Below are 22,415 nucleotides of genomic sequence, written 5' to 3' on the forward strand. Positions count from 1 at the left end.
CGGCGCAGCACGTATTATCTATTGTTGTCGATTTATCGACTTTTGCCGTCATCATACCGCTTGCGGCCAGCCTTCGCCTTTGTCTAAACCGGCAAACATGCCTTGTAAGGTTTCTTCGGCAGGCTCATCCGGCAGCTGCAAATGCACGGCGCGGCTGACTAACTGCGCGGCAGTCGGCACGCTGATGTCTTCGGGAATCCGCGGGCCATCGGCCACATAAGCCACCGGCAATTTACGCGTGATCGCTAACGACAGCGCTTCTCCAAGCGTAGCTGCTTCGTCCACACGACTGAGAATTAAGCCGTTCAGACCGCAGCTTTGATAGTTTTGCCACGCGGTTTGCATCACAGCAGCTTGACTGGTGGCGCCTAACACTAAGTAGTTACGCACTTTGCCGCGCAAGCTTTCTAGTGCGGTGAGTTGCTCACGCAGACCCGGCGCACTTTTGGGCATACCGGCGGTATCGATCAGCACGGTGCGCTTATCCGCGTACTGGCGTAAAACATGTTGCAGCGGCTGTGACGGATCGGCTGCCGTGACCGGCACGCCGAGAATGCGACCCAAGGTGCGCAGTTGCTCCTGCGCGCCGATGCGGTAGCTGTCTAAGCTCACCAGTGCCAAACTATGGGCGCCGTACTGCAGCACATAGCGCGCAGCCAATTTGGCCAGCGTGGTGGTTTTACCCATACCCGCAGGCCCCACCAAAGCGATCAAGCCTGGCTCTTGCAAAGGCTCTTTCAGCGGCGTTTTCACCGCGTGGGCCAGATGCGCCAGCACCATGCGCCAAGCTTTACGTGGGTCTTTTTCTCGCGCAACACGCGATAACAAGGTACGCGCCATCTCTGCCGGCAAACCCATTTGCAGCAAGCGCTTGCACAGACGAGCTTGCAGCGGGCTTTGCTGACTGACGCGATTCCACGCCATGCTCCCCAGCTGCACTTCTAGCAATTCACGCAAGCCTGACAGCTCCGCCTTCACTTGCGCCATGCTTTGACTATCAGCCGCCGGTGCGGCGACCGGCTCGGCCAAACGCTGCTTCAACGCTTGGGCAAAGTTCACCGGCTCACTGGGTAACACAGGCTCAATGCGCTTATCGGTCATTTGCCGATTAGCCGCTTTTTCCTCGGCGCTACGCAGTAATAATTCAGCACGCGCTTGTGCAATCCGCGACTGGGTTTTTTGCAGTTCGCTGGTTAATGCAGGGCTTGGCTGGGCCGGTGCCGCCGCAGCGCTGGGCGTTGTGGGGTAGTCCAAGCATGCGGTCAACTCAATACCGCCAGCCACTTTACGATTACCCATGATGACTGCGTCCGCGCCTAGCTCGTCGCGTACGAATTTCATGGCCTGCCGCATATCGGGGGCGAAGAAGCGTTTAACTTGCATGCTGCACCTCTACTCTGTTGCAACGCACGGTGTGCGCTGGATCAACCGTTCTGGCCGACCGTGGCCACAATCGTGACCTGCTTGTTTTCCGGCACTTCTTGGTACGACAACACGTGCAAATTACTGCTGGTCATACGTGCGAACCGCGCCATCATGGCCCGTATCGGACCTGCCACCAGCAACACCGCCGGCTTGCCTTGCATCTCTTGCCGCTGCACCGCCTCAATCAGAGAGCGCTGCAGCTTTTCTGCCATGCCCGGCTCCAGAAGAATGCCATCTTCCTGACCTTGCCCAGCCTTCTGCATACTGTTCAGCAATATCTGTTCCAGCTTTGGATCAAGCGTGATAACTGGCAGCTCCGGCTCTAGACCCACGATGTTCTGCACAATGGCGCGGGCCAATGCCACCCGTACAACGGCGGTAATAACGGCGGGATCTTGACTCTTGCCGGCTTGGTTAGCGATGGCTTCTGCGATGGTGCGGATATCGCGAATAGGCACCTGCTCTTGCAGCAGGCTTTGCAGCACTTTGAGCAGCCCCGAAAGCGTAATCATGCCCGGCACTAACTCTTCCGCCAGCTTGGGCGAACTGCGCATCAAGTTCTGCAATAGCTGCTGCACTTCCTCATGCCCGAGCAGTTCATGCGCGTGCAGGTGCAACACTTGATTCAAATGCGTCGCCACCACCGTGCTGGCGTCGACCACGGTGTAACCCAGCGACTGCGCCTGATCACGCTGACTGGGCTCAATCCACACGGCTTCCAAACCGAACGCGGGATCACGCCCAGCAATACCATTGACCGTGCCGTAAACCTGCCCCGGGTTAATCGCCAATTCGCGTTCGGGATAGATTTCTGCCTCGGCCACCGACACGCCCATCAAGGTCAACCGGTAAGCGTTAGGTAATAAATCAAGGTTGTCGCGAATGTGCACCGAAGGCATTAAGAAGCCCAAATCTTGCGAGAGCTTTTTGCGCACGCCTTTAATCCGCGCCAACAACTGTCCACCTTGATTGCGGTCGACCAAGGGAATCAGCCGATAGCCGACTTCGAGACCGACCAAGTCCACCGGCGTGACATCATCCCAGCCGAGTTCTTTTGCCTCAGGACGCTGGGCTGGCGAGGCCTCAAGCTGCTTTTGCGCCTCGACTTCTTCCAGGTCTTTTTTCTGCTGCTGACGCCTCCAAATCCAATACGAACCGGCCGCTGCAACCGCGCCCAAACCAATAAACGACACATGCGGCATGCCAGGCACTAAGCCCATGATGATCAAAATCAGCGCGGCAACCCCCAAGGCTTTGGGCGATGCAAACATTTGCCGATTGACCTGCTGGCCCATGTCTTCAGAGTCAGAAACACGCGTCACCATGATGGCCGCGGCGGTCGACAACAACAGCGAAGGCACTTGCGCCACCAAACCGTCACCGATGGTCAGCAACACGTAAATCCGCCCCGCGTCACCAAAGGTCAGCGCGTGCTGGAACATGCCGATGGCAATACCACCAATGATGTTGATAAACAGAATCAGCAAGCCGGCGATCGCATCACCGCGAACAAACTTACTGGCACCATCCATCGAGCCGTAGAAGTCCGCTTCTTCGGCGACTTCTGCGCGGCGGCGCTTGGCTTCTTTTTGGTCGACCAAACCAGCGTTCAAGTCGGCGTCAATGGCCATTTGTTTACCGGGCATGGCATCCAAGGTGAAGCGCGCGCTCACCTCAGAAATACGCCCGGCACCTTTGGTCACCACGACAAAGTTGATGATCATCAAGATGGCAAACACCACCAAACCGACCACGTAGTTACCGCCGATCACCACCTCACCGAAGGCCTTAATCACCTTACCGGCGGCGTCCCCGCCTTCGTGGCCGTACAGCAATACCACGCGCGTTGAAGCCACGTTCAGCGCCAAGCGCAAGAGCGTAGCGACCAGCAAAATGGTTGGGAAAACCGCGAAATCTAAAGGCCGCAGCGCATAAACGCTGACCAGCAACACCACAATCGACAAGGCGATATTGAAGGTAAAGAACACGTCGAGCAGAAACGGCGGCACAGGCAAGGTCATCATGCCGAGGATGACCAGCAGCAAAATCGGCACACCTAAGTTGCCGCGCGCTAATGTTTGCGCGTTATTGCGAAACGTCCCGACCAGTTGCGTTCGATCCACGCTGTTGCTCCCGCCCTTAACCCAAATCCGCGCACCAAGGTTCAAAGCCTTGACGCTTTGCGCTGAATAAATGGGTTACTGCAAGAACCTGACCAATGTGCAATTCAATGGAAATTCAGGCAGTTAGCCTGCGTAAACGACGGGCAATCAGTCGTGCTGCAAATCATCGGGGATGGGCAAGTCTTTGAGTGATGCGGGGCGCTTGCCTTTACCTTCTTGGTACTGGCGCAGCTGGTAGATGTAGGCCAACACTTGGGCGATGGCCAAGTACAGGCCGGCGGGAATTTCCTGCTCAAGCTCGGTGGAGTAGTACACCGCACGGGCTAAGGCTGGTGACGGCAAGATGATGACCTCATGCTCGACGGCGACTTCACGAATCTTAAACGCCAAGAAATCGGCACCTTTAGCCACCAGGCGCGGCGCGCCACCCTTTTCTGGCTCGTACTTTAGCGCCACGGAGAAGTGTGTCGGGTTGGTGATCACCACATCCGCCTTGGGCACTTCACCCATCATGCGGCGCTCGGCCATCTCGCGCTGCAACTGGCGAATCTTGGACTTAACCTCGGGCTTGCCTTCGCTGTCTTTGTATTCGTCGCGCACTTCCTGCTTGGTCATTTTCAGTTTTTGCGCGTTGTCCCAGATCTGAAAAGGCACATCCACCGCCGCAATCAGCACCAGCGACGCCGACATGATAAACAGGCTCCAGCCGACCATTTTCACGCTGTGCAGCATGGCTGGCAGTAGTGGCTCATGCGGCAGGCCGGTTAGCTCAGCCAGCTGACTGTTCATCACCACCAGAGCTACGACCAACACCACGCTGAATTTGGCCAGCGCCTTCACTAGCTCGACCAGCGCTTTGACCGAAAACATGCGCTTGATGCCTTCCAGCGGATTCAAGCGACTGGCTTTAGGCGCTAAGGCTTGTGCGGAAAAGATCACCCCACCGATACCCGCTGTGCCGACGAACGAGGCGATAAACAGCAGCAACAAGAACGGCACCAAGGCCTCGAGCGCAGAGTAACCCGCGCCAACCAGCAGCTCGCTCATGCTGCGCGGATCAAACAAGTGACTGCGGTCTTGGCTAAAGCAGGCGCGCATGATGCGCACGGCCATATCCAACAAGATGCCGCCGCTCATCAAGAGCGCGGCACTACCGCCCAGGGTGACAGCCAAGGTGGAGAGCTCTTTCGAACGAGCAACCTGCCCTTTCTCCCGCGATTCGCGCAGGCGTTTCTCGGTAGGTTCCTCTGTTTTTTCCTGACTGCTGTCGTTCTCTGCCATCGCGACCTCACCGTTCGCTTAGCTGACGCAGCATTTGCAGTGCTTCGCTGGCCAGCACTTGGTACTGGCCAAGCATGTCGCTGATGCTGATCCAAAAGATCACCAACCCAAGCACTAAGGTCATCGGAAAACCAATCGAGAAAATATTCAGCTGTGGCGCGGCGCGGGTCATCACGCCAAATGCCAAGTTCACGATCAACAACGCGGTGACTGCCGGTAAGGCAATCAATACGCCTGCGCCCAACACCCAGCTCAAGCGCCCGGCCAACTCCCAAAAGTGCTCCAGCACCAGCGCATTGCCGACCGGCAAGGTCGTAAAGCTGTTGACCAGTACCTCAAACACCACCAGATGCCCGTTCATGCTTAAAAACAGCAAGGTCACCAGCAACAAAAGAAACTGGCTAAGCACGGGCACCGACACGCCGTTGCTGGGGTCGACCATGGAGGCAAAGCCCAAGCCCATCTGCATGGCAATCAACTGGCCCGCCACCACAAAAATGTGGAAAAACAACTGCAAAAAGAACCCCATGCTGGCACCCACCAAGATCTGCTCAGCAATCAGCATTATGTTGGGCACACTTAAGGCATCGACCACGGGCATCGGCGGCAAGGTCGGGGCAATCAACACGGTAAACGACAGCGCCAAATACAAACGCACGCGCATCGGCACGAGTTGCGTACCAATGATGGGCATGGTCATGAATAGCGAAGCAAGGCGAAACAGTGGCAGTAAGAACTGACCAATCCAGCCGCCGATTTGCTCTGTGGTGAGCGCCAGCATCGCTGCGTCAGCCAATTAACGAGGGAATGTTTTTGATCAACGTCTCGGTGAAGTCGATCAACTGCTGCGCCAACCATGGACCAGTCCAAATCATGGTCATCAAGGTGACGATCAAGCGCGGCAAAAAACTTAACGTTTGTTCGTTAATTTGCGTGGCGGCCTGAAACGTCGCCACCACCAAGCCCACCAGCAAGCTGGGCACCACGATCACCATCACGATCATCGCCGTCAGCCACAAGGCTTCGCGGAACAGGTCAATCGCCACTTCTGGGGTCATTACTGCCTCCTCGCGCGCGGGCTACACGCCACCAAAGCTGGCCGCTAATGTGCCAATGATCAGCGCCCAGCCATCGACCAAGACGAACAGCATCAACTTAAAGGGCAGCGACACAATCAAGGGCGAGAGCATCATCATACCCATGGCCATCAACACGCTGGACACCACCAAGTCGATCACCAAAAAGGGAATGAAGATCATAAAACCGATCTGAAACGCGGTTTTTAACTCGGAGGTAATAAACGCCGGCACCAAAATAGTCAGCGGGGCGTCTTCGGGCGTGGCGATATCCGTGCGTTTGGACAAGCGCACAAACAGCTCCAGATCGCTTTCACGGGTTTGCGCCAACATAAAGCGTTTGATCGGCACTTGCGCTTTTTCCAGCGCAGGCACAGCGGCCAATTGCTCGTTTAAGTAGGGCTGCAAGGCGTCGCGGTTAATTTCATCAAAGGTCGGCGCCATGATGAACATAGTCAAAAACAAGGCGATACCAACCAGCACTTGGTTCGAGGGGGTCTGCTGCAAGCCCAAGGCTTGGCGCAAAATGGCAAACACCACAACGATGCGGGTAAAGCTGGTCATCAACATAACGATGGCGGGGATAAAGCCCAGCGCCGTCATGATCAGTAAGATTTGCAGACTAACGCTGTATTGCTGCTGGCCTTGGTCGTCGTTACTGAGGGTAATCGCCGGTATCGACAGCGGGTCAGCGGCCTGTGCCCACGGCGCTAAGCCTAGCAAGGTAAAGCCGAGCAATAACCAAGGCGTGCCACGCAGAAACAGCGCCCGCAGCGCCGGCAACACCTTGGACATCATGCGCGCTTATCCTTGTTCAGCATTTCTAGCAAACGCTGGGCAAACTCGGGCTGCTCATTGCTGGTCGTGGTCACGGGGATCGGCTCACGTAACTCGTGCAAGGTGCTAATGCGGCCCGGGCTTACGCCCAACAACAATTGCTGATTACCCACCTGCACCAGCACTAAGCGCTCACGCGGGCTCAGCGGCACCGCCGCGAGCAATTTGATTGCACCTTTACCGGCAGGGCCAAACTGCTGCATACGACGCATCAGCCACGCCATCACAAACACCAGCGCGATCACTGCCAGCAGCGCCACGCTCAGCTCAATCAGCTTGCTGCCCCAAGCCAAAGGCTCAGCGGTCGCGGCGGCTTCAGCGACAGGGGCTGCACTGACGGCAGCAGCGGCTAGAGCCTGTTCACCGATCAGCGCGGCACAACAGGCCATGAGTAAGCGCTTAGTCATCAACGCAACTTCTTAATCCGCTCGCTGGGGCTGATCACGTCGGTCAGGCGGATGCCAAACTTTTCGTTCACCACCACCACCTCGCCGTGCGCAATCAAGGTGCCATTGACCAGCACATCCAGCGGCTCGCCAGCCAGGCGATCCAACTCAACCACCGAGCCTTGGTTTAACTGCAGCAAGTTACGGATGGTGATATTGGTATTGCCCACCTCCATGGAAATAACCACGGGGATATCCAGAATGACATCCAGATTGGGCCCTTCCAGGCTCACATCACCGCTCGCTTTGGGTGGCGTGCCAAATTGCTCCATTGGCGCAGCACCAGCCGCAGGGGCGCTATCGGCCTGATTCATCAAGGCATCAATATCGTCCTGCCCGGCATCATCACCTGACTCCGCCAGCGCCGCAGCCCACTCATCGGCTAGCGCTTCGTCGTCTTGTGCGCCTTCTTCTGGGGCTTGGTTCTCTTCATCAGCCATGAACAACCTCTTTATCTAACGGCTTGAAGGGGGCAGCAAAGCCTCCTTCGCTTAACGAGTGGATTTAATCGGCTCAATGACTTGCAGCGATAGGTTGCCTTTGTGCGAGCCGATTTTTACTTTGAAGGTAGGCACGCCGTTGGCGCGCATGACCATGTGCTCGGGCAGCTCCACCGGAATCACATCGCCATTTTTCATATTTAGAATGTCGCGCAACTTTAGCTTGCGCCGCACCACGGTCGAACTCAGCGGCACGGGGGCGTCGAGAATATCTTCGCGCAGTGACTTCACCCAACGCTCGTCCTGATCATCAATATCAGATTGCACGCCAGCATCGAGCATCTCGCGAATCGGCTCGACCATGGAGTACGGCATGGTCAGGTGCATATCCCCGCCACCGCCATCAAGCTCCACATGGAAGGTCGAAACCACCACCACTTCGCTGGGGCTTACGATGTTGGCCAGCGCGGGGTTCACCTCTGAGCCGATGTAGTCAAACGACAACTTAAACACCGAGTTCCACGCCTCTTTCATATCGATAAAGGCTTGGTCCAGCACCATGCGCACCACGCGCAACTCGGTGGGGGTGAATTCACGGCCTTCAATCTTGGCGTGACGGCCATCGCCGCCAAAGAAGTTGTCCACCAACTTGAACACCAACTTAGCGTCCATGATGAACAGCGCCGTGCCGCGAAGCGGCTTCATCTTGACCAGGTTCAAGCTGGTGGGCACGTACAGCGAGTGTACGTACTCGCCAAACTTCATCACCTGCACACCGCCGACCGCGACGTCAGCGGAGCGGCGCAGCATGTTGAACAAGCTCACCCGGGTGTAACGCGCAAAGCGCTCATTGATCATCTCAAGGGTGGGCATGCGCCCACGCACAATACGGTCCTGACTGGTCAGGTCGTATTGCTTGATGCTGCCAGGAACAACATCCGTTTCGGTTTCAACATCCCCGTCATCGACGCCATGCAATAAGGCGTCAATTTCGTCTTGGGATAACAGATCTTGTACGGCCATGCTGGGCGCTACCTTATGGCTTTATTGCAAAACAAAATTGGTAAACAGCACTTGCTCTACCACTTCATCGCCCACTTCACGCTGAGCGATTTCCTTAACCTTGGCGGTGGCTAAGTCACGCAGCTGCGTCTTGCCTTCGGGTTTTTGCAGTTCGGCAAAATTTTGACTGGAAAAGAGCATGACCAGCTCATTCTTCAGTACGGGCATATGCACTTTCAGCTCATCCAGCTTGGCTTGGTCACGCGCCATTAAGCTGATGTGCACCTGCATATAGTGATTGCGCCCTTCATGGTTGTAATTGACCACAAAGGCGGGTGTTAGCGGCTCATACAAGGCTGGTAGTTTGACCGGCTCTGCAGGCTCTGCGGCTTCTTCAGCGGCTGGTTCTGACTGGCCGCCTAAAAAGAAATACACCCCGCCGGCTGACGCTGCGCCGACCACAATAAAGCCCACCAGCATCATGATGATGAGTTTCTTATTGCCTGCGGGTTTTGCCTCGGCGGCCTCTGCTGCTGGTTTTTGCTCTTGTTTTGCCATGCCAATAATCCGTCATTCCGAGCCGCTGTTCGCGGGTGTAAGGGATGTTGAGCAAGAGCTATGCCATCGCAGCGCGTCAAGACTCAACCAATCGCCCGTCGCTGGGCTTAAAGGCATTGTAGACGCGCGCACAGCAAAACCGCAGGTCATGCCTGCGGTTTTGTTTTAGTGATGGCTGGTTTTATCGCTAAGCGTAGTAATCCACCAAGCCTTGCCCTCGGCTCATCACCGTTTGCGCCGCTGCGCTGGCTACCGCCACACTGGCGTCATCGCCCACTCCATTGCCACCTTGGCGTTGACCATCGCCGCGCCCCTGCCCGTGCTCTTGCGCGGCCGTTTCACGCTGCGACTGGCCAGACACGTTCACATCCACGAGGTTCATACCTTGGCTGGACAGCATTTCTCGCAGGCGATGCACTTGGCTTTCCAACGCCTCGCGCACCGAAGCGTTAGGACTGGTAAACGTCACTTGCGCTTGGTCTTTACCATCCAAGTTAATTCGCACCTCCAGGCGCCCTAACTCAGCAGGCTCTAAGTGAAGCTCCGCAGCTTTTAGGTTTTGGCTCGACAGCCACATCACCTTATTGACCAACGCTTCGGTCGAGCCCGGCTGCTGAATAGCCACCGCACCACCCGGCACTTGTGGCAACGCTCCCCGCGCATTCAGCGTGCTTTGCGCGCCTAACAAACCGGTCAGCGCGGCAAAGCGCGACGAACTGGCGTCTTGTTTAACCTCCGGTGTGACTTCACTCACCAGCTCGCTGGTCTCGCCCAGCACATCGGCAAACGCCACCTTATCCAGCGGAGAATCTGCGTCAGGGGTTAAGTTCATCACGCTTGCCAGCGCCGTGGTCGGCTGCGCGCTGTGCTGCACCGCCGCCTGCGGCGTGGTGCCCTGCACTTGCGCTTGCACCGCTTGCTGCAGGCTTTGCTCACCCTTACCCAGACCTTGTTCTAAACGCAGGCCCGGTAGCTGCAGCAAATTAGCCTGCTCATCGGCCAGCTGACTGCTAAGTTGCGCCACCACACTCTGTTGTTCTGGCGTTAGCTTGTGCAAAAAAGCAGCGAGCGCAGCGGGATCAACCTCGTCGGCACTGATCAGTGCTTCCAGCTCAGCACTCAGTTCATCATTGAGTTCTAAAGCTTGCGGTAGCTGCGCCAGCAACAAAGGATCAACGGCCACACCGGCCGCAACCGTTGTGCTCGCCGTAGGGGATGCCACCGTGGTTGCAGCCTCTGCCGCGGGAGGCGTATCGCTGCTCGCCGAACTGGCCGTGTCATTAGCCTCAGGCTTGCTGTTGGCTGGCGTGGCGGGTTTGCCAGCACTGTCGTTCTTTTTAATCGGCTGATCTTGGCCGCGCTTTTCTTTGGCATAGACCTTAGAAAACGCACCGTCCTCATTGCCAGAGGAAGCCTTCTGCTGACTGGCGCGAGGCGCCGGACTTATCTCAGCCGGCTTCATGTTCAACAGAATATCGGGGGCGACAGACATGGGTTTGAGTCTCCGCTGCAGGGAATGTCATCCTTACAAAGCAAGCGTCAGGCCAACTCTTAAAACCCTTATAAAACAATCAATTACACAACCTTAAAGCACCAAACCTGGCTATTCGCGGTTGTCTTTTGCCGCTACCGGCAAACCCCGGCAAGGTGAACGCTAACCTTGGGCAAACACTTGGCTAACGGCGGCAAACTCTTGCTCAATCGCTTGCAGTAACAAGGGAGCCGGTTCCAGCTTAGCGGTGCGGCCGCACTCCTCGAGTTGCTTGCATAAACCGGCCAGTGCCAAAGCCCCCATATTGCTGCAACTGCCTTTAAAGCTATGCGCGGCATTGCGTACGTCTGGCGCTTGTTCCGTGGCAATGGCTTCGCGCAGCAGGCGAATCCGATCTTGGGAGTCGGATAAAAAGGTTTCTACTAGCAACGGAAAATCGTCTTCCATTACTTCTTTAAGTGACGACAACACGCTCTGATCCAGCCGCGGTTCACTCATGATTGACTGCTTCCCTTGCTTATTTGTTGTGTTAACGCTGCCAACGCACGCGCAAGAATAAACTGCCGTCGGCCTCATCGCGCCAGCATTCGTCGGCCAGCTCATTGAGCAGACGCAGACCTCGTCCGGCAAACGGGGTTCCGGCATTTGCCACGGCCATAGCCGCAGCCGGCAAGCCACCACCACTGTCGCTGACCTGAATGGTCAAACAGCCTCCCTCGGCCTCCATGCGGTGGTCAAAATGCAAACGCACCCAGCCTTGCTCTAGCGCCTCAAGACGCTCCATGCGCTCACGGTAATAGGCGGCAAAACCATTGGCATCGGCCTTTAATGCCGAGTCCAACCCCAGCACCCCGTGCTCCAAAGCATTGGAGTAGACCTCCGTCAGCATGGTGTACAAGGTGCCCGCCAGCGGACGTAGCTCTTGCACCTCTAGTAACCACTGCATCAAAAACGGCAGTGGATTGAAGGCTTGTAGCGTGCTGGCACGAAAATCAAAACCAGCCGACCAGTCCAACGGGCTTTGTCGCGTGCTGGCCGAAGCCGGCAAACTTTGCCACGGCAGAGACTCTTCTGGCACGACCGCCACTTCGACCAGGCTCAAATCGTCTTGTTGCTCACCGGTGAAGTTACTCAGCGCGGCGCGCAGCTGGTCAAACAGATGCTCATGCGGGGCGTTTTTCAGCACATTGAGCAAGCGCTCTTCGCCAAACATCTCGCCAGCGGCATTCCCGCTTTCGGGCACGCCGTCGGACCACAGCAAGATGCGATCGCCCTCGGCAATATCAAACACCTCGCAATGATCGTTAAAGCTTTCTGGCTCCAGAATACCCAGCGGCAAGTTGCGCGATAACAAGGGCTGTTGCGAGCCATCTTTGCGGCACAGCACGCCAGCCGGCAGGCCACCGTTCCACACCTCTAACACGCGCTGGTGCAAATTAAGGTGGATCAAGGTCGCGCAACAGAAAACGCCGACCGGCAAGATGCGCTTGAGTTTTTGATTCATCTCGCGCAGCACATCGGCAATCGAAAAGCCTTTAGCGGTCATGCCGTAGAAGACTTCAGAGAGCGGCATCGCCCCTACCGCAGCCGGCAAGCCGTGACCGGTAAAGTCACCGAGCAAGATATTCATGCCACCCGATGGGGTAAACGCAGCCAACAACAAATCGCCGTTAAACAAAGCAAACGGCGATTGCAAATAGCGAATATTGGCCGCGCTCAAGCAGCCCGCATGGGCGATACGGTCAAACACGGCTTTGGCCACCCGCTGCTCAGACAGCAAGTGTTCATTGTGTTTGGCGATTAGGTTGCGCTGCTCCAGCACGGTGCTGTGCAAGCTGCGCATGCGCAGCATGGCGCCCAACTTGGCCTGCAGGATGACCTTGTTATAGGGCTTAGAGAGAAAATCATCGCCGCCGGCATCCAGCGCACGTACCAGTGCTTCTGTCTCGGTCAGTGAAGTGAGAAAGATCACCGGCACCAGCTCATCACCGGCCAAGGCTTTGATTTGCCGCGTGGCATCAAAGCCATCCATGACTGGCATCAACGCGTCCATCAACACCAGCTGCGGGCGCTCTTGGGCAAACAGCTCAACAGCTTCGGCCCCGTTTGCCGCAACGATGGCGCGATGCCCTTGTTTGGACACAATGGTCGACAGCAGCAGGCGGTCGGCGGCGTTGTCTTCGGCGATAAGAACCGTGCAAGGCTCAGACATAACAGGGCTTAGCTGATCTGAAACAGCTGCTCAAAATTCGAGATCGACAAAATTTTGCGCACGTCACTGTTGCAATGCACTAAGCGAATTCGCGCATTGTCACCACCGGCGTGATCGCGCAGCAGCAGCAACATGCCCAACGCTGAGCTATCGAGATAGGTTGCGCCTTTCATGTCCACCACATAGGTTTTCGGCGTAACCGCGACTTTCTCATAAGCATCGCGAAACTCTTGATGCGCGCCAAAATCAAAGCGCCCCTGAATGCTGATGGTCAATTCGTGGCCATCGGAAGAGGCGACTGACGAGATGGGCATAGTGTTTCCTCAACGTTTTTTATTATTACCGATAATGAAGTGCGACAGAGGAGTCGTCCTGAATCACTGCGTACCTCTTAAATAACAGATTTAGCAGGCCGCAGGCGAACAAACAACTTTTACCCGCTTTTTAAGGCTGACGACGCCAGTGGCTGCGAGCCACTAACTCATCCAACTGTTTTTGCTCAGCCCGCGCACCGCGATGAATTGCCTCAGCGCGGTAGCGCTCGATCACTTTGCGCAGCGCCTCTAAGCGGCCTTGCCGAGCACGCCACTGCAAGGCCGCTCGCTCTTGCTGATGGCGGCGCATTTGCACCGCTTGCTGCTGCTGACCAATGGCCGTATCCAACTGCGCTAAAAAGCGTTGATAACGCTGAATCCAGTCTGCGGTCACCCCTTGCCGCCCCATGCTCAGCCACTGCTGTTGATACTCACCACGGTAACGCTCTAACTCTTCGAGTTTGCTCACCGCGCCTTGCAGCTGCTGCTGGCATTGCCCCAGCACCCGCGCGGCCTCACGCTCGGCTTTCTCGGCCAAGGCGATGGCAGGTTGCAAGCGCTGAATACGGGCATCGGCCATATTCGTTAACCGTGATTAGGGTTATTGGTCGCGGCAAAGATCAGCGGCAACGGGGCCACACTGTCGGCGAAGGTTTGGCGCTCGTCCAAAGCTTGATGCAGATACAGCTTCATCGCGCCTTGGCGGGTAATGGCCAAGTCGGTTTCCGGATCACCGCCGGGCACATAGGCGCCCACGCTGATCAAGTCGCGGCTTTGCTGATAGCGCGACCACATTTGTTTGAAGCGTTGCGCTTGCTTGAGGTGCTGCGGATCAACAATTTGCGACATCGCACGGCTAATCGAGGCTTCGATATCAATCGCCGGATAGTGCCCCTCCTCGGCTAAGCGCCGAGACAAGACAAAGTGGCCATCCAAAATCGCGCGCGTGGCATCGGCAATCGGGTCTTGTTGATCGTCACCCTCCGACAGCACGGTGTAGAAGGCGGAAATCGAGCCGCCGCCGGCCGCGCCATTACCGGCGCGCTCAACCAATTGTGGAATCTTGGCAAACACCGACGGTGGATAACCCTTGGTCGCCGGTGGCTCACCAATCGCCAAGGCAATTTCCCGCTGCGCTTGAGCAAAACGCGTGAGCGAATCCATCAGCAGCAACACGTTTTTACCCTGATCACGAAAGTACTCAGCCACGCGCGTGCAGTAGGTCGCTGCGCGCAAGCGCATCAACGGGGCATCATCGGCCGGCGACGCCACCACCACCGCCCGCGCCAAGCCTTCGGCGCCTAGGGTGTGCTCAATAAACTCTTTAACTTCGCGGCCACGCTCACCGATCAGACCGACGACGATCACTTCGGCTTCGGTAAAGCGCGTCATCATGCCCAGCAACACGCTCTTACCAACGCCTGAGCCTGCAAACAGGCCAATGCGCTGGCCACGCCCGACCGTCAATAAACCGTTGATGGCGCGAATACCAACATCCAACGGCTCGTGAATGGGTTGTCGCGCCAGCGGGTTAATGAGGGGCGCCTCAAGGCTCAGCCAGTCTTCGGCGGCAAAAGCGGGCAAACCATCTAATGGCCGACCCGCGCCGTCCAGCACGCGACCCAGCATGGCGCTGCCCATGGGCAAACGTCCGGCATCGGGTAAGGGCACCACCCGAGCGCCCGGCGCAATTCCGGCTAGCGAGCCCACGGGCATCAAATACAGCTTATCGCCAGAAAAGCCCATGACCTCGGCCTCGACCTGCGCGCTGGCGGTACTGTCATCGCTGATCACCTGACAGCGGCTGCCTACCGAGGCACGCAGCCCTTCGGCCTCCAAGGTTAAGCCCACCATACGAATCAAGCGCCCCTCAACAGCGGGCCGCTCACTCAGCGTGGTGGCGCCGTCGTAGCCGCTCAGGCGCTTGGCAAAACTGGTGCGGGTGATTTTCATGCGGGCTTGTCGGCATCGTCAGCCATGTTATCGGCCGCCGACTCAGGCTCATCGCCAGAAGCAGGGCGCTGCTCGCGCATGGCTTGGGCTAAGCCCTCAGCTTGTTCGTTCCACTCATCTTCTGGAGCCGCCGAAGGCTCAGCCGCTAACTGAGCAGCATCACCCTCCGCTGTCACCGTCGGATCAGGTTCTGCCAACTCACTCGCTGGACTGTCAACTGGCGGGTCGATATCGGGCTGTTCAGGCGCAAACGGCGCTTCGGCAGAGTCACTGGCTCCATGACCCTCTGCAACGGGTTCTTCTGCCGCCACGTCAGCCGCAGGTGGGTCAGAGTCAGTCACCGCCGAATCAGGGCTTGGCGGCTCGGGATGATCACTAGCCGCTACTTCAGTGGCTTCCTCAGCGGCTTGCTCAGCCTCTGTCTCTGTCTCTGTCTCTGCCTCTAACTCTGCCTCAGGCGCTTGCGTTGTGTTGGCCTCAGGCTCATCCGGCAGTTCTACCGGCGGCAAATCCTCTAAATCGATGGTTTGATCCGCTTCGGCGGGGTGCGCGCTTTGCACTTGCGCCTGCTCTTCAAGCTGCTTGAGCACTTGCTGCAAGCGCGTATCAAGGCTGGCGTCGATCAAGCTATGTCCGGCTTCAATGCGACAACCGCCGGCGAGCAAGCTGTCATCTTCGTGGATTTTCCAGTCGCCTTCATGACGCAGGCGCAGCGCTTTGACGCGCTCTAAATCTTGCGGATGCAGATAAATACGGATGCGTTCTGCACCCAAGGGCAACAGCTTTAACGCATCACGCAAAACGTGTTCGATCTGACTAGAGTCGAGGCTTAACTCACGGCGGATCACGCCTTCGCTGACTTGCTGTACCAAGTGCAGCATGGCCGCTTCGATGGCTTGATCTTGTTCAGCCAGCGGCTCAAGCAATTGCTGCAAGATCAAATCCAGACGCTGGGCATACTCCGCCTGCTGCTGACGCGTCTCTTGTTCGGCACGCGCCAAACCGGCGGCGTAGCCTTCGGTCTCACCGGCGTTGTAGCCCTCGTCGTAGGCTTCCTGCGAGATAGCTTCGAGCTGTTCCAGTGTCAGCGGTTGTACGCTGTCTTCATCCAGCGTCTCGCCCACCGGCTCAGCGGGCTTAGCTTTGGCGTCAACTTGCTCCGCGCCCTCCGCTGCCTCATCCGCTGATTCGGCGTCAGCCTTGGGCTTAACCACCACATGCGCTGAGCCTTCGTCGAAACTGGGTAAGTCCCAACGCCCGAATGCGCTAACGTCTTCACCGCGCAACAACTCGGAGCTTTGCTTGGCCATGGCTTAGATCATCTCCTCGCCACCCTTACCGCCAAGGACAATCTCACCGGATTCGGCCATGCGCCGCGCAATGGTGAGAATCTCTTTCTGCGCCCCTTCCACTTCACTGAGTTTGACCGGCCCTTTGGCTTCTAGATCATCACGCAGCAATTCGGCAGCGCGCTTGGACATATTCTTGAAGATTTTTTCTTTGATCGACTCGTCCGCGCCTTTGAGCGCCAACACCAAAATATCCGACGACACTTCGCGCATCAGCGCTTGAATGCCACGGTCGTCGACATCGGCCAAGTTGTCGAAGACGAACATCAAATCTTCGATCTGCCCCGAGAGGTCTTCGTCCACTTCGCGGATCGAGTCCATCAACGGGCCTTCCACCGCGCTGTCGAGGTAGTTCATGATGTCGGCCGCGCGCTTAACGCCGCCCATGTTGGTGCGCGTGGAGCTGGAATTGCCGGAGAACTGTTTCTCCAGAATCAGGTTCAATTCTTTCAACGCTGCCGGCTGCACAGTGGTCAAGGCCGATACCCGCAGCACGATGTCGAGGCGCACTTTGGGGTCAAATTGGCTGAGAATTTCGGCCGCTTGGTCCGGGTCCAAATAGGCCACCACGATGGCTTGAATTTGCGGATGCTCAAAGCGAATCACATCCGCCACCGCGCGCGGCTCCATCCACTTGAGGCTATCAAGCCCCGTGGTTGAGCCACCGAGCAAGATACGGTCGATCAGGTTGTTGGCTTTGTCTTCACCCAAGGCTTGGGTCAGCATGTTGCGAATGTAGCCGTCCGCACCGATGCCGAGGCTGGTTTGTCCGCCGACCACATCGACGAACTCGGCCATCACCTCTTCCACTTGTTCTTTGTGGATGTTGGTCATGTGCGACATCGCCACGCCCACTTTTTGTACTTCTTTGGGGCCCATATGACGCAACACTTGCGCGGCGTCGGTTTCACCCAAGGAGAGCAGCAATACGGCCGCTTTCTCAACGCGACTCATTTTGGCTACGGTCTTGCCGGCTTGTTCACTCATCGGCGTTAATCCACTCTTTTACGACTTGTGCCACCCGGCCCGGATCTTCTGCGACCAGGCCCTTGATGGCATTTAACTGCGCGTCATACCCCTCAGTGGGGCTGGGCAGCATGATGGCATCACGACCACCAATGCTGACGCGGTCATCGGCCAAATCCCCCGACAAACCGGCCATATCCCCCAAGTTCACGTCATCACCATGGCCACCATGACCACCTGCACCGCCTTTACCACCATGAATGATGTTGTGGAACACCGGGCGCAACACGGCGTACACCAGCACCAGAATCAAGATAATGCCCAGCAGTTGCTTGATGATGTCCCAGAACCATGGCTGCTGCCAGAACGGGAACACCCCTTCGTCGACTTCTTCAGGCACCACAAAGGGCGTGTTGATCACGCTGACACTGTCGCCACGACTGGCGTTAAAGCCCACGGCATCCTGCACCAGACGGGTAAAGCGTGCTAAGTCGGCAGTCTTCCACGGCACGCGGGTGACTTCACCGGTCTCGGCATTGACCTTGACCTGATCATCCACCACCACCGCGACCGACAAGCGGGTAACGCGACCTTGCTGCTGCTTGGTGTAGCTGATGGAGCGGTCAAGTTCGTAGTTGCGCGTTGCTTGGGCACGGGTATCTGATGGCGGCGGCAACTGCACCGGCTCGCCGGTTACAGGATCAATCGGCGCAGGTGCGGCGGCGGCCCCTTCGGCGGTTTCCGGCACTTGCGATGCACCCGGCGGCTGATTCGACAAAGCGCCGGGGATGCCCTGCACTGGGTCGCTACTCTTACGTTTTTCTTGCAAAGTTTGTTCGCTACGCAACGCCGGCTGATCGGGGTTGTACAGTTCAGAGGTGGACTCAACCGCATTGAAGTCCACATCGGCAGACACTTCAGCCTTGTAGCGGTCATCACCCAACACCGGATTCAAGATGCCTTGCACACGTTGCGTGAGCATGCTTTCGATTCGACGGCTGTAGTCATACTGGCGCGACGCCACGGTCAAGCCCGATAAGTCTTCTTGATCGGAGAGCAAGTTGCCCTTCTGATCGACCACTGACACTTGGCCCTTGTCCAACTCCGGCACGCTATTAGCAACCAAGTTAATGATGGCGCTGACTTGCCCCGGCTCTAATGTGCGTCCCGGATACATATCCACCAACACCGAGGCGCTGGGCTTGCGGTTATCGCGCACGAAGACCGAGCTTTTCGGGATTGCCAAGTGCACCCGCGATGACTTCACCCCCATCAAACCACTGATGGTGCGCGCCAACTCGCCTTCAAGGCTGCGGCGCATGCGCTGGCCTTCCATAAACTGGCTGGTGCCCAGCGGTTGATCACGATCCATGGCTTCATAGCCGACCAAGCCGTCTTGCGGCTTAACGCCGGCTTGCGCCAGTTTCATTTGCGCGCGCGAATATTCACTGGATTTGACCATTACTACACCGGTATCCGGATTCATCCGAAAGCCGATGTCGGCAGCGGTTAGCACCTCAATTAATTCGGCGCTGTCCACCCCGGCCAAGCTGCCGGACAAGGGGCGATAATCAGGCTGCTGCGACCACAGCACCACGGCAAAGCCGACCGCTACGCTGGCCGCCAAGCCGACCATCAGGCCCAACTGGCGCAGCAAGCTCATCTCGGAGAGATTTTCTAAGAAGGTCAAACCAAACAGCGGTTTGCTTTCTAGCTCAGCGGGAACAACGGCTGCAGGATTATCTGTCGCGGTGGCCATTTAGTGATTACTCCGCATCAGATGGGCATTTTCATGATGTCTTCATAGGCGGCAACCAGCTTGTTGCGCACCTGCGTCATGGCCTGAAACGACACACTGGCCTTTTGCGACGCCACCATCACTTCGGTCAAATCAATGCTCTTGTCGCCCATCTCAAACACCGTGGCCATTTGGCTGGCCGCTTGCTGGGTGTCATTCACCTTATTGACGGCTTGGCTGAGCATGTCAGAAAAGCTCGGGCCGCCTTCTTGCAGTTTAGCGGCATCGGCTGGCGCTGATGGCTTGGCCATGGCATCCATTTGCATGGCGCGCATTTCCAGCATCAGTCTGTTGAACTGTACACCCTGGCTCATGCTTGATCCTCCGACCACGTTTTTTTGACGCGAAGTGGTTTAGTCATAAGGACTTTGCAAGTGCAGTGCCAACCCATAACGCAAAACCAGCGCCGAAGCGCTGGTGGTTAACGAACGGCACCGCTGGGGTTACGAGGCGAACAAATAACCCTCCACATCAAAGCCGGCATCGCGCATCTGCGCCAGCTTGTAGCGCAAGGTGCGCGGGCTAATCCCTAAGCGATCGGCCGTTTCTTTGCGCTTGCCACGTTCGGCTCGCAGGGTATCGATAATCATCTGGTATTCGCGCTGGCGCAGATCGCCTTCGAGGCTAGCCGATTCGGCCGCCACAACCGACTCCGCCTCAGCACTTGCAGAGTTTGTAGAGGCGGCAGAGTTTGCCGGCGCAGATACTTCAACCTGCGGCGCCGCCACTGGGCTCAGGCCCAAAATACTGGCTAAACACAAATCGGCCGGATGAATTAGCCCGCCCTGCTGCAAGATCAACGCCCGCTGAATGGCGTTATCCAATTCCCGCACATTGCCCGGCCAGTGATGCGCCTGCAGCGCTTGGCGTGCCGCTGGGGAAAACTGCACCGCCACCTGATTCATCTTTTTCGCGTGCTTGGCCAGCAAGCGCTCCGCCAACGGCACGATGTCTGCCACACGCTCGCGCAGTGGCTTCCAGCCAATGGGGAAGACCGACAAGCGGTAATACAAGTCCTCGCGGAAACGCCCTGCCCGCACCTCGTCTGCCAGATCACGGTTGGTGGTGGCCAACACGCGGATATCCAAACTCAAGGGCTTACGTCCGCCAACGCGCTCGACTTCGCGCTCTTGCAGCACGCGCAACAGTTTGGCCTGCAGGCCCAACGGCATTTCAGAGATTTCATCGAGCAAGATAGTGCCGCCATCGGCTTGCTCAAACTTGCCCGGCGAGGCTGAAATTGCGCCGGTAAAGGCACCTTTCTCATGCCCGAACAAGGTCGCTTCCAGCATGTTGTCGGGGATCGCCGCACAGTTGATCGCCACAAACGGCGCATCGGCTCTTGGCGATTGCTGATGAATGTAGCGCGCCAAGACTTCTTTACCCGTGCCGGACTCGCCCGAGATCAGCACCGTGGAGTCGCTCTGCGCTACCCGCTGCGCCAACTGCAATAGCTGCTGACTGCTGGCGTCGTACGCTACCGGGCCGCTACTCGGCGCCGCTTGCAAACGTCCACTGGCGTGCTCGGCCACGACATCCAGCAAGGCTTTAGGCTCAAACGGTTTAACCAGGTAATCCGCCGCACCTTGGCGCATGGCTTCAACGGCGCGCTCAACCGCGCCGTAAGCGGTCATCAGCACCATCGGCATCTGCGGGTACTGGCCGCGTACCAACGCCAGCAAGGCATGTCCATCCATACCGGGCATGTTCACATCGCTGACCAGCAGGCTATAGGCGTGTTTTTTCAGCGCCAGCACCGCCTCTTCTGCCGAGGCCACGGCGTCAAAGTCATAGCCACCGATCTCCAGCGTATCGCTGAGCGCTTCGCGCAGCGCGCGATCATCCTCAACCAACAACACCTTACTCATGCCACGACCTCCAACGCTGTTTGACTGCTCGAGCCGCACGGCAACAACGGCAAACGAACTTCCATGCACGTGCCCCAACCCTCACGCGACCACACCTTTAGTTGCCCGTGATGCGCCCGTACAACCGCCTTGACCACCGCCACACCCAAGCCCGTGCCGGTGGCCTTGCTGGTAAAGAACGGCTCGCCCAAACGCTGACGCACTGCGGCGCTCATGCCGGGGCCGTTATCGGTTACCCGCAAGCGCAACTCGTCATCACGCTGAATCATGCTGATTTTCAGCTGCGCTTGATTGCCGGCCGCTTGCAGGCTGTTTTCCAGCAAATTCAGCACGGCCCCGTTTAAGGTGTCGCGATTGCATAACAGCTGCGCTTTAGGTGCGCGGCAGCGCCAACGCACCGGCACTTCCTGCAATAAGGTCTCGGCGGATTGTTTGAGGCTGACAAACCAATCATTGACGCTCAACCGATCAGGCAGCGGCAGATCACCACGCGCAAACACCAACATGTCGCGCACTTGATGCTCCAGCTCGTGCAAGCGCTGCTTGAGCTTGCCGGCAAAACGCTGCTGCTGCTCAACCGTGAGTTCTTGCTCGCTGAGGTGACTGGCATACAGCAACGCGCTGGATAACGGCGTACGCACCTGATGCGCCAACGAGGCCACCATGCGTCCGAGTGCCGATAAACGCTCATGGCGTGACAGCTCTTCTTGCAGGCGACGGGTTTCGGTCAAGTCATTGAGCAGAATCAGCTGCCCCGGCTCACCCTGCAGCGCCCGAATCGCCAGCGACACGCGACGCCCATCACGCAAAGACACCTCGTGGCCATCGTCGGCGCGCGGGGCAAAGTCTCGGCGAATCACCTCACGCCAGAGCATGCCTTCTAAGGGCTTAGCCAGTAACTGGCGCGCGGCCGGATTGGCTTCGCGCACAACCCCGCGCGCATCCAGCACGATTACTGCACCAGGCAGCAAGTCCAACAAATTCTGTAGACGCGTGGCGAGGCGTTCTTTTTCCGCCAACTCCTGCATCCGCTGCGCGCTGACTAAGGCTAATTGGCCTTTGAGCTGGCTGACACGCTCCTCCAATACCCGGTAGGAGTCGCTAAGCTGCGCGGACATCTGATTGAACATGGCGAACGCCTGTTCCAGCTTGGCGCGGTCAGGCTCACCGTTAGGCGTGAATAGCTCACTAGGAGGATTAGAAGACACTGCGCTCATGGCGACCTCTCGTCACAGAGCCGTCATCCGGCTCAGGGTTTGAGAGGTATTCAGCAAA

At 57.4% G+C, this 22,415-nt stretch carries 21 protein-coding genes and 1 pseudogene; all 22 read right to left on the reverse strand.

The features are described from left to right. Nucleotides 1-51: 51 nt before the first annotated feature. Complete coding sequence (gene flhF / locus MKI83_RS01415; protein WP_241582898.1) at nt 52-1,383, reverse strand: flagellar biosynthesis GTPase FlhF; 1,332 nt, start codon at nt 1,381-1,383, stop codon at nt 52-54. 41 nt (nt 1,384-1,424) lie between these two features. Next, a complete protein-coding gene (flhA, locus tag MKI83_RS01420) occupies nt 1,425-3,548 on the reverse strand; it encodes a flagellar biosynthesis protein FlhA (protein WP_241582900.1) in 2,124 nt (707 codons plus the stop codon). Nucleotides 3,549-3,695: 147 nt separating this feature from the next. Next, complete coding sequence (flhB, locus tag MKI83_RS01425) at nt 3,696-4,829, reverse strand: flagellar biosynthesis protein FlhB (protein ID WP_241582902.1); 1,134 nt, start codon at nt 4,827-4,829, stop codon at nt 3,696-3,698. Between the two features lie 7 nt (nt 4,830-4,836). Continuing rightward, entirely contained in the window at nt 4,837-5,610 is a 774-nt protein-coding gene (gene fliR, locus MKI83_RS01430) for a flagellar biosynthetic protein FliR (RefSeq protein WP_241582904.1), read from the reverse strand. Between the two features lie 7 nt (nt 5,611-5,617). Further along, nucleotides 5,618-5,887, reverse strand: coding sequence for a flagellar biosynthesis protein FliQ (fliQ, locus tag MKI83_RS01435; protein WP_241582906.1), 270 nt, complete (start codon nt 5,885-5,887; stop codon nt 5,618-5,620). A 21-nt stretch (nt 5,888-5,908) separates the two neighbouring features. After that, complete coding sequence (gene fliP / locus MKI83_RS01440) at nt 5,909-6,703, reverse strand: flagellar type III secretion system pore protein FliP (protein WP_370867320.1); 795 nt, start codon at nt 6,701-6,703, stop codon at nt 5,909-5,911. After that, a complete protein-coding gene (gene fliO, locus MKI83_RS01445; protein WP_241582907.1) occupies nt 6,700-7,149 on the reverse strand; it encodes a flagellar biosynthetic protein FliO in 450 nt (149 codons plus the stop codon). The genes fliP and fliO overlap by 4 nt, the downstream gene beginning before the upstream one ends. Next, nucleotides 7,149-7,628, reverse strand: coding sequence for a flagellar motor switch protein FliN (gene fliN, locus MKI83_RS01450; RefSeq protein WP_241582908.1), 480 nt, complete (start codon nt 7,626-7,628; stop codon nt 7,149-7,151). Before fliN ends, fliO begins: the two co-directional genes overlap by 1 nt. Before the next feature lie 51 nt (nt 7,629-7,679). Further along, the gene (gene fliM / locus MKI83_RS01455; protein ID WP_241582909.1) at nt 7,680-8,651 is read right to left on the reverse strand and encodes a flagellar motor switch protein FliM; all 972 of its coding nucleotides are present in this window, start codon (nt 8,649-8,651) and stop codon (nt 7,680-7,682) included. Between the two features lie 21 nt (nt 8,652-8,672). Further along, nucleotides 8,673-9,188, reverse strand: a complete 516-nt coding sequence (locus tag MKI83_RS01460; protein ID WP_241582910.1) for a flagellar basal body-associated FliL family protein — start codon at nt 9,186-9,188, stop codon at nt 8,673-8,675. Nucleotides 9,189-9,375: 187 nt separating this feature from the next. After that, complete coding sequence (locus tag MKI83_RS01465; RefSeq protein WP_241582911.1) at nt 9,376-10,680, reverse strand: flagellar hook-length control protein FliK; 1,305 nt, start codon at nt 10,678-10,680, stop codon at nt 9,376-9,378. Between the two features lie 162 nt (nt 10,681-10,842). Then, nucleotides 10,843-11,178, reverse strand: coding sequence for an Hpt domain-containing protein (locus MKI83_RS01470; protein ID WP_241582912.1), 336 nt, complete (start codon nt 11,176-11,178; stop codon nt 10,843-10,845). Nucleotides 11,179-11,209: 31 nt separating this feature from the next. Continuing rightward, complete coding sequence (locus tag MKI83_RS01475) at nt 11,210-12,892, reverse strand: fused response regulator/phosphatase (RefSeq protein WP_241582913.1); 1,683 nt, start codon at nt 12,890-12,892, stop codon at nt 11,210-11,212. 8 nt (nt 12,893-12,900) lie between these two features. Continuing rightward, complete coding sequence (locus MKI83_RS01480; RefSeq protein ID WP_241582914.1) at nt 12,901-13,206, reverse strand: STAS domain-containing protein; 306 nt, start codon at nt 13,204-13,206, stop codon at nt 12,901-12,903. 130 nt (nt 13,207-13,336) lie between these two features. Next, nucleotides 13,337-13,786, reverse strand: coding sequence for a flagellar export protein FliJ (gene fliJ / locus MKI83_RS01485; protein ID WP_241582915.1), 450 nt, complete (start codon nt 13,784-13,786; stop codon nt 13,337-13,339). A 5-nt stretch (nt 13,787-13,791) separates the two neighbouring features. Next, the gene (gene fliI / locus MKI83_RS01490) at nt 13,792-15,159 is read right to left on the reverse strand and encodes a flagellar protein export ATPase FliI (RefSeq protein WP_241582916.1); all 1,368 of its coding nucleotides are present in this window, start codon (nt 15,157-15,159) and stop codon (nt 13,792-13,794) included. A 488-nt stretch (nt 15,160-15,647) separates the two neighbouring features. Continuing rightward, a pseudogene (fliH, locus tag MKI83_RS01495) lies at nt 15,648-16,469 on the reverse strand (flagellar assembly protein FliH); the annotation flags it as partial. 3 nt (nt 16,470-16,472) lie between these two features. Continuing rightward, nucleotides 16,473-17,495 (reverse strand): flagellar motor switch protein FliG, encoded by a 1,023-nt coding sequence (fliG, locus tag MKI83_RS01500; protein WP_241582917.1) that lies wholly within the window; start codon nt 17,493-17,495, stop codon nt 16,473-16,475. Next, nucleotides 17,488-19,233 (reverse strand): flagellar basal-body MS-ring/collar protein FliF, encoded by a 1,746-nt coding sequence (gene fliF, locus MKI83_RS01505; protein WP_241582918.1) that lies wholly within the window; start codon nt 19,231-19,233, stop codon nt 17,488-17,490. Before fliF ends, fliG begins: the two co-directional genes overlap by 8 nt. Nucleotides 19,234-19,250: 17 nt before the next feature. Further along, nucleotides 19,251-19,586 (reverse strand): flagellar hook-basal body complex protein FliE, encoded by a 336-nt coding sequence (gene fliE / locus MKI83_RS01510; RefSeq protein ID WP_241582919.1) that lies wholly within the window; start codon nt 19,584-19,586, stop codon nt 19,251-19,253. A gap of 129 nt (nt 19,587-19,715) precedes the next feature. Continuing rightward, nucleotides 19,716-21,140, reverse strand: a complete 1,425-nt coding sequence (locus MKI83_RS01515) for a sigma-54-dependent transcriptional regulator (RefSeq protein ID WP_241582920.1) — start codon at nt 21,138-21,140, stop codon at nt 19,716-19,718. After that, nucleotides 21,137-22,357, reverse strand: coding sequence for a sensor histidine kinase (locus tag MKI83_RS01520; RefSeq protein WP_241582922.1), 1,221 nt, complete (start codon nt 22,355-22,357; stop codon nt 21,137-21,139). The genes MKI83_RS01515 and MKI83_RS01520 overlap by 4 nt, the downstream gene beginning before the upstream one ends. Between the last annotated feature and the right edge of the window lie 58 nt (nt 22,358-22,415).

It is taken from the genome of Atopomonas sediminilitoris (assembly GCF_022601735.1).
GTDB lineage: Bacteria > Pseudomonadota > Gammaproteobacteria > Pseudomonadales > Pseudomonadaceae > Atopomonas > Atopomonas sediminilitoris.

Excerpts from the sequence above, each read along its gene's own strand:
- flhF (WP_241582898.1), bottom strand. The coding sequence starts at position 1,383 with ATGCAAGTTAAACGCTTCTTCGCCCCCGATATGCGGCAGGCCATGAAA.
- flhB (WP_241582902.1), bottom strand. The coding sequence starts at position 4,829 with ATGGCAGAGAACGACAGCAGTCAGGAAAAAACAGAGGAACCTACCGAG.
- fliR (WP_241582904.1), bottom strand. The coding sequence starts at position 5,610 with ATGCTGGCGCTCACCACAGAGCAAATCGGCGGCTGGATTGGTCAGTTC.
- fliQ (WP_241582906.1), bottom strand. The coding sequence starts at position 5,887 with ATGACCCCAGAAGTGGCGATTGACCTGTTCCGCGAAGCCTTGTGGCTG.
- fliP (WP_370867320.1), bottom strand. The coding sequence starts at position 6,703 with ATGATGTCCAAGGTGTTGCCGGCGCTGCGGGCGCTGTTTCTGCGTGGC.
- fliO (WP_241582907.1), bottom strand. The coding sequence starts at position 7,149 with ATGACTAAGCGCTTACTCATGGCCTGTTGTGCCGCGCTGATCGGTGAA.
- fliN (WP_241582908.1), bottom strand. The coding sequence starts at position 7,628 with ATGGCTGATGAAGAGAACCAAGCCCCAGAAGAAGGCGCACAAGACGAC.
- fliM (WP_241582909.1), bottom strand. The coding sequence starts at position 8,651 with ATGGCCGTACAAGATCTGTTATCCCAAGACGAAATTGACGCCTTATTG.
- MKI83_RS01460 (WP_241582910.1), bottom strand. The coding sequence starts at position 9,188 with ATGGCAAAACAAGAGCAAAAACCAGCAGCAGAGGCCGCCGAGGCAAAA.
- MKI83_RS01465 (WP_241582911.1), bottom strand. The coding sequence starts at position 10,680 with ATGTCTGTCGCCCCCGATATTCTGTTGAACATGAAGCCGGCTGAGATA.
- MKI83_RS01470 (WP_241582912.1), bottom strand. The coding sequence starts at position 11,178 with ATGAGTGAACCGCGGCTGGATCAGAGCGTGTTGTCGTCACTTAAAGAA.
- MKI83_RS01475 (WP_241582913.1), bottom strand. The coding sequence starts at position 12,892 with ATGTCTGAGCCTTGCACGGTTCTTATCGCCGAAGACAACGCCGCCGAC.
- MKI83_RS01480 (WP_241582914.1), bottom strand. The coding sequence starts at position 13,206 with ATGCCCATCTCGTCAGTCGCCTCTTCCGATGGCCACGAATTGACCATC.
- fliJ (WP_241582915.1), bottom strand. The coding sequence starts at position 13,786 with ATGGCCGATGCCCGTATTCAGCGCTTGCAACCTGCCATCGCCTTGGCC.
- fliI (WP_241582916.1), bottom strand. The coding sequence starts at position 15,159 with ATGAAAATCACCCGCACCAGTTTTGCCAAGCGCCTGAGCGGCTACGAC.
- fliG (WP_241582917.1), bottom strand. The coding sequence starts at position 17,495 with ATGAGTGAACAAGCCGGCAAGACCGTAGCCAAAATGAGTCGCGTTGAG.
- fliF (WP_241582918.1), bottom strand. The coding sequence starts at position 19,233 with ATGGCCACCGCGACAGATAATCCTGCAGCCGTTGTTCCCGCTGAGCTA.
- fliE (WP_241582919.1), bottom strand. The coding sequence starts at position 19,586 with ATGAGCCAGGGTGTACAGTTCAACAGACTGATGCTGGAAATGCGCGCC.
- MKI83_RS01515 (WP_241582920.1), bottom strand. The coding sequence starts at position 21,140 with ATGAGTAAGGTGTTGTTGGTTGAGGATGATCGCGCGCTGCGCGAAGCG.
- MKI83_RS01520 (WP_241582922.1), bottom strand. The coding sequence starts at position 22,357 with ATGAGCGCAGTGTCTTCTAATCCTCCTAGTGAGCTATTCACGCCTAAC.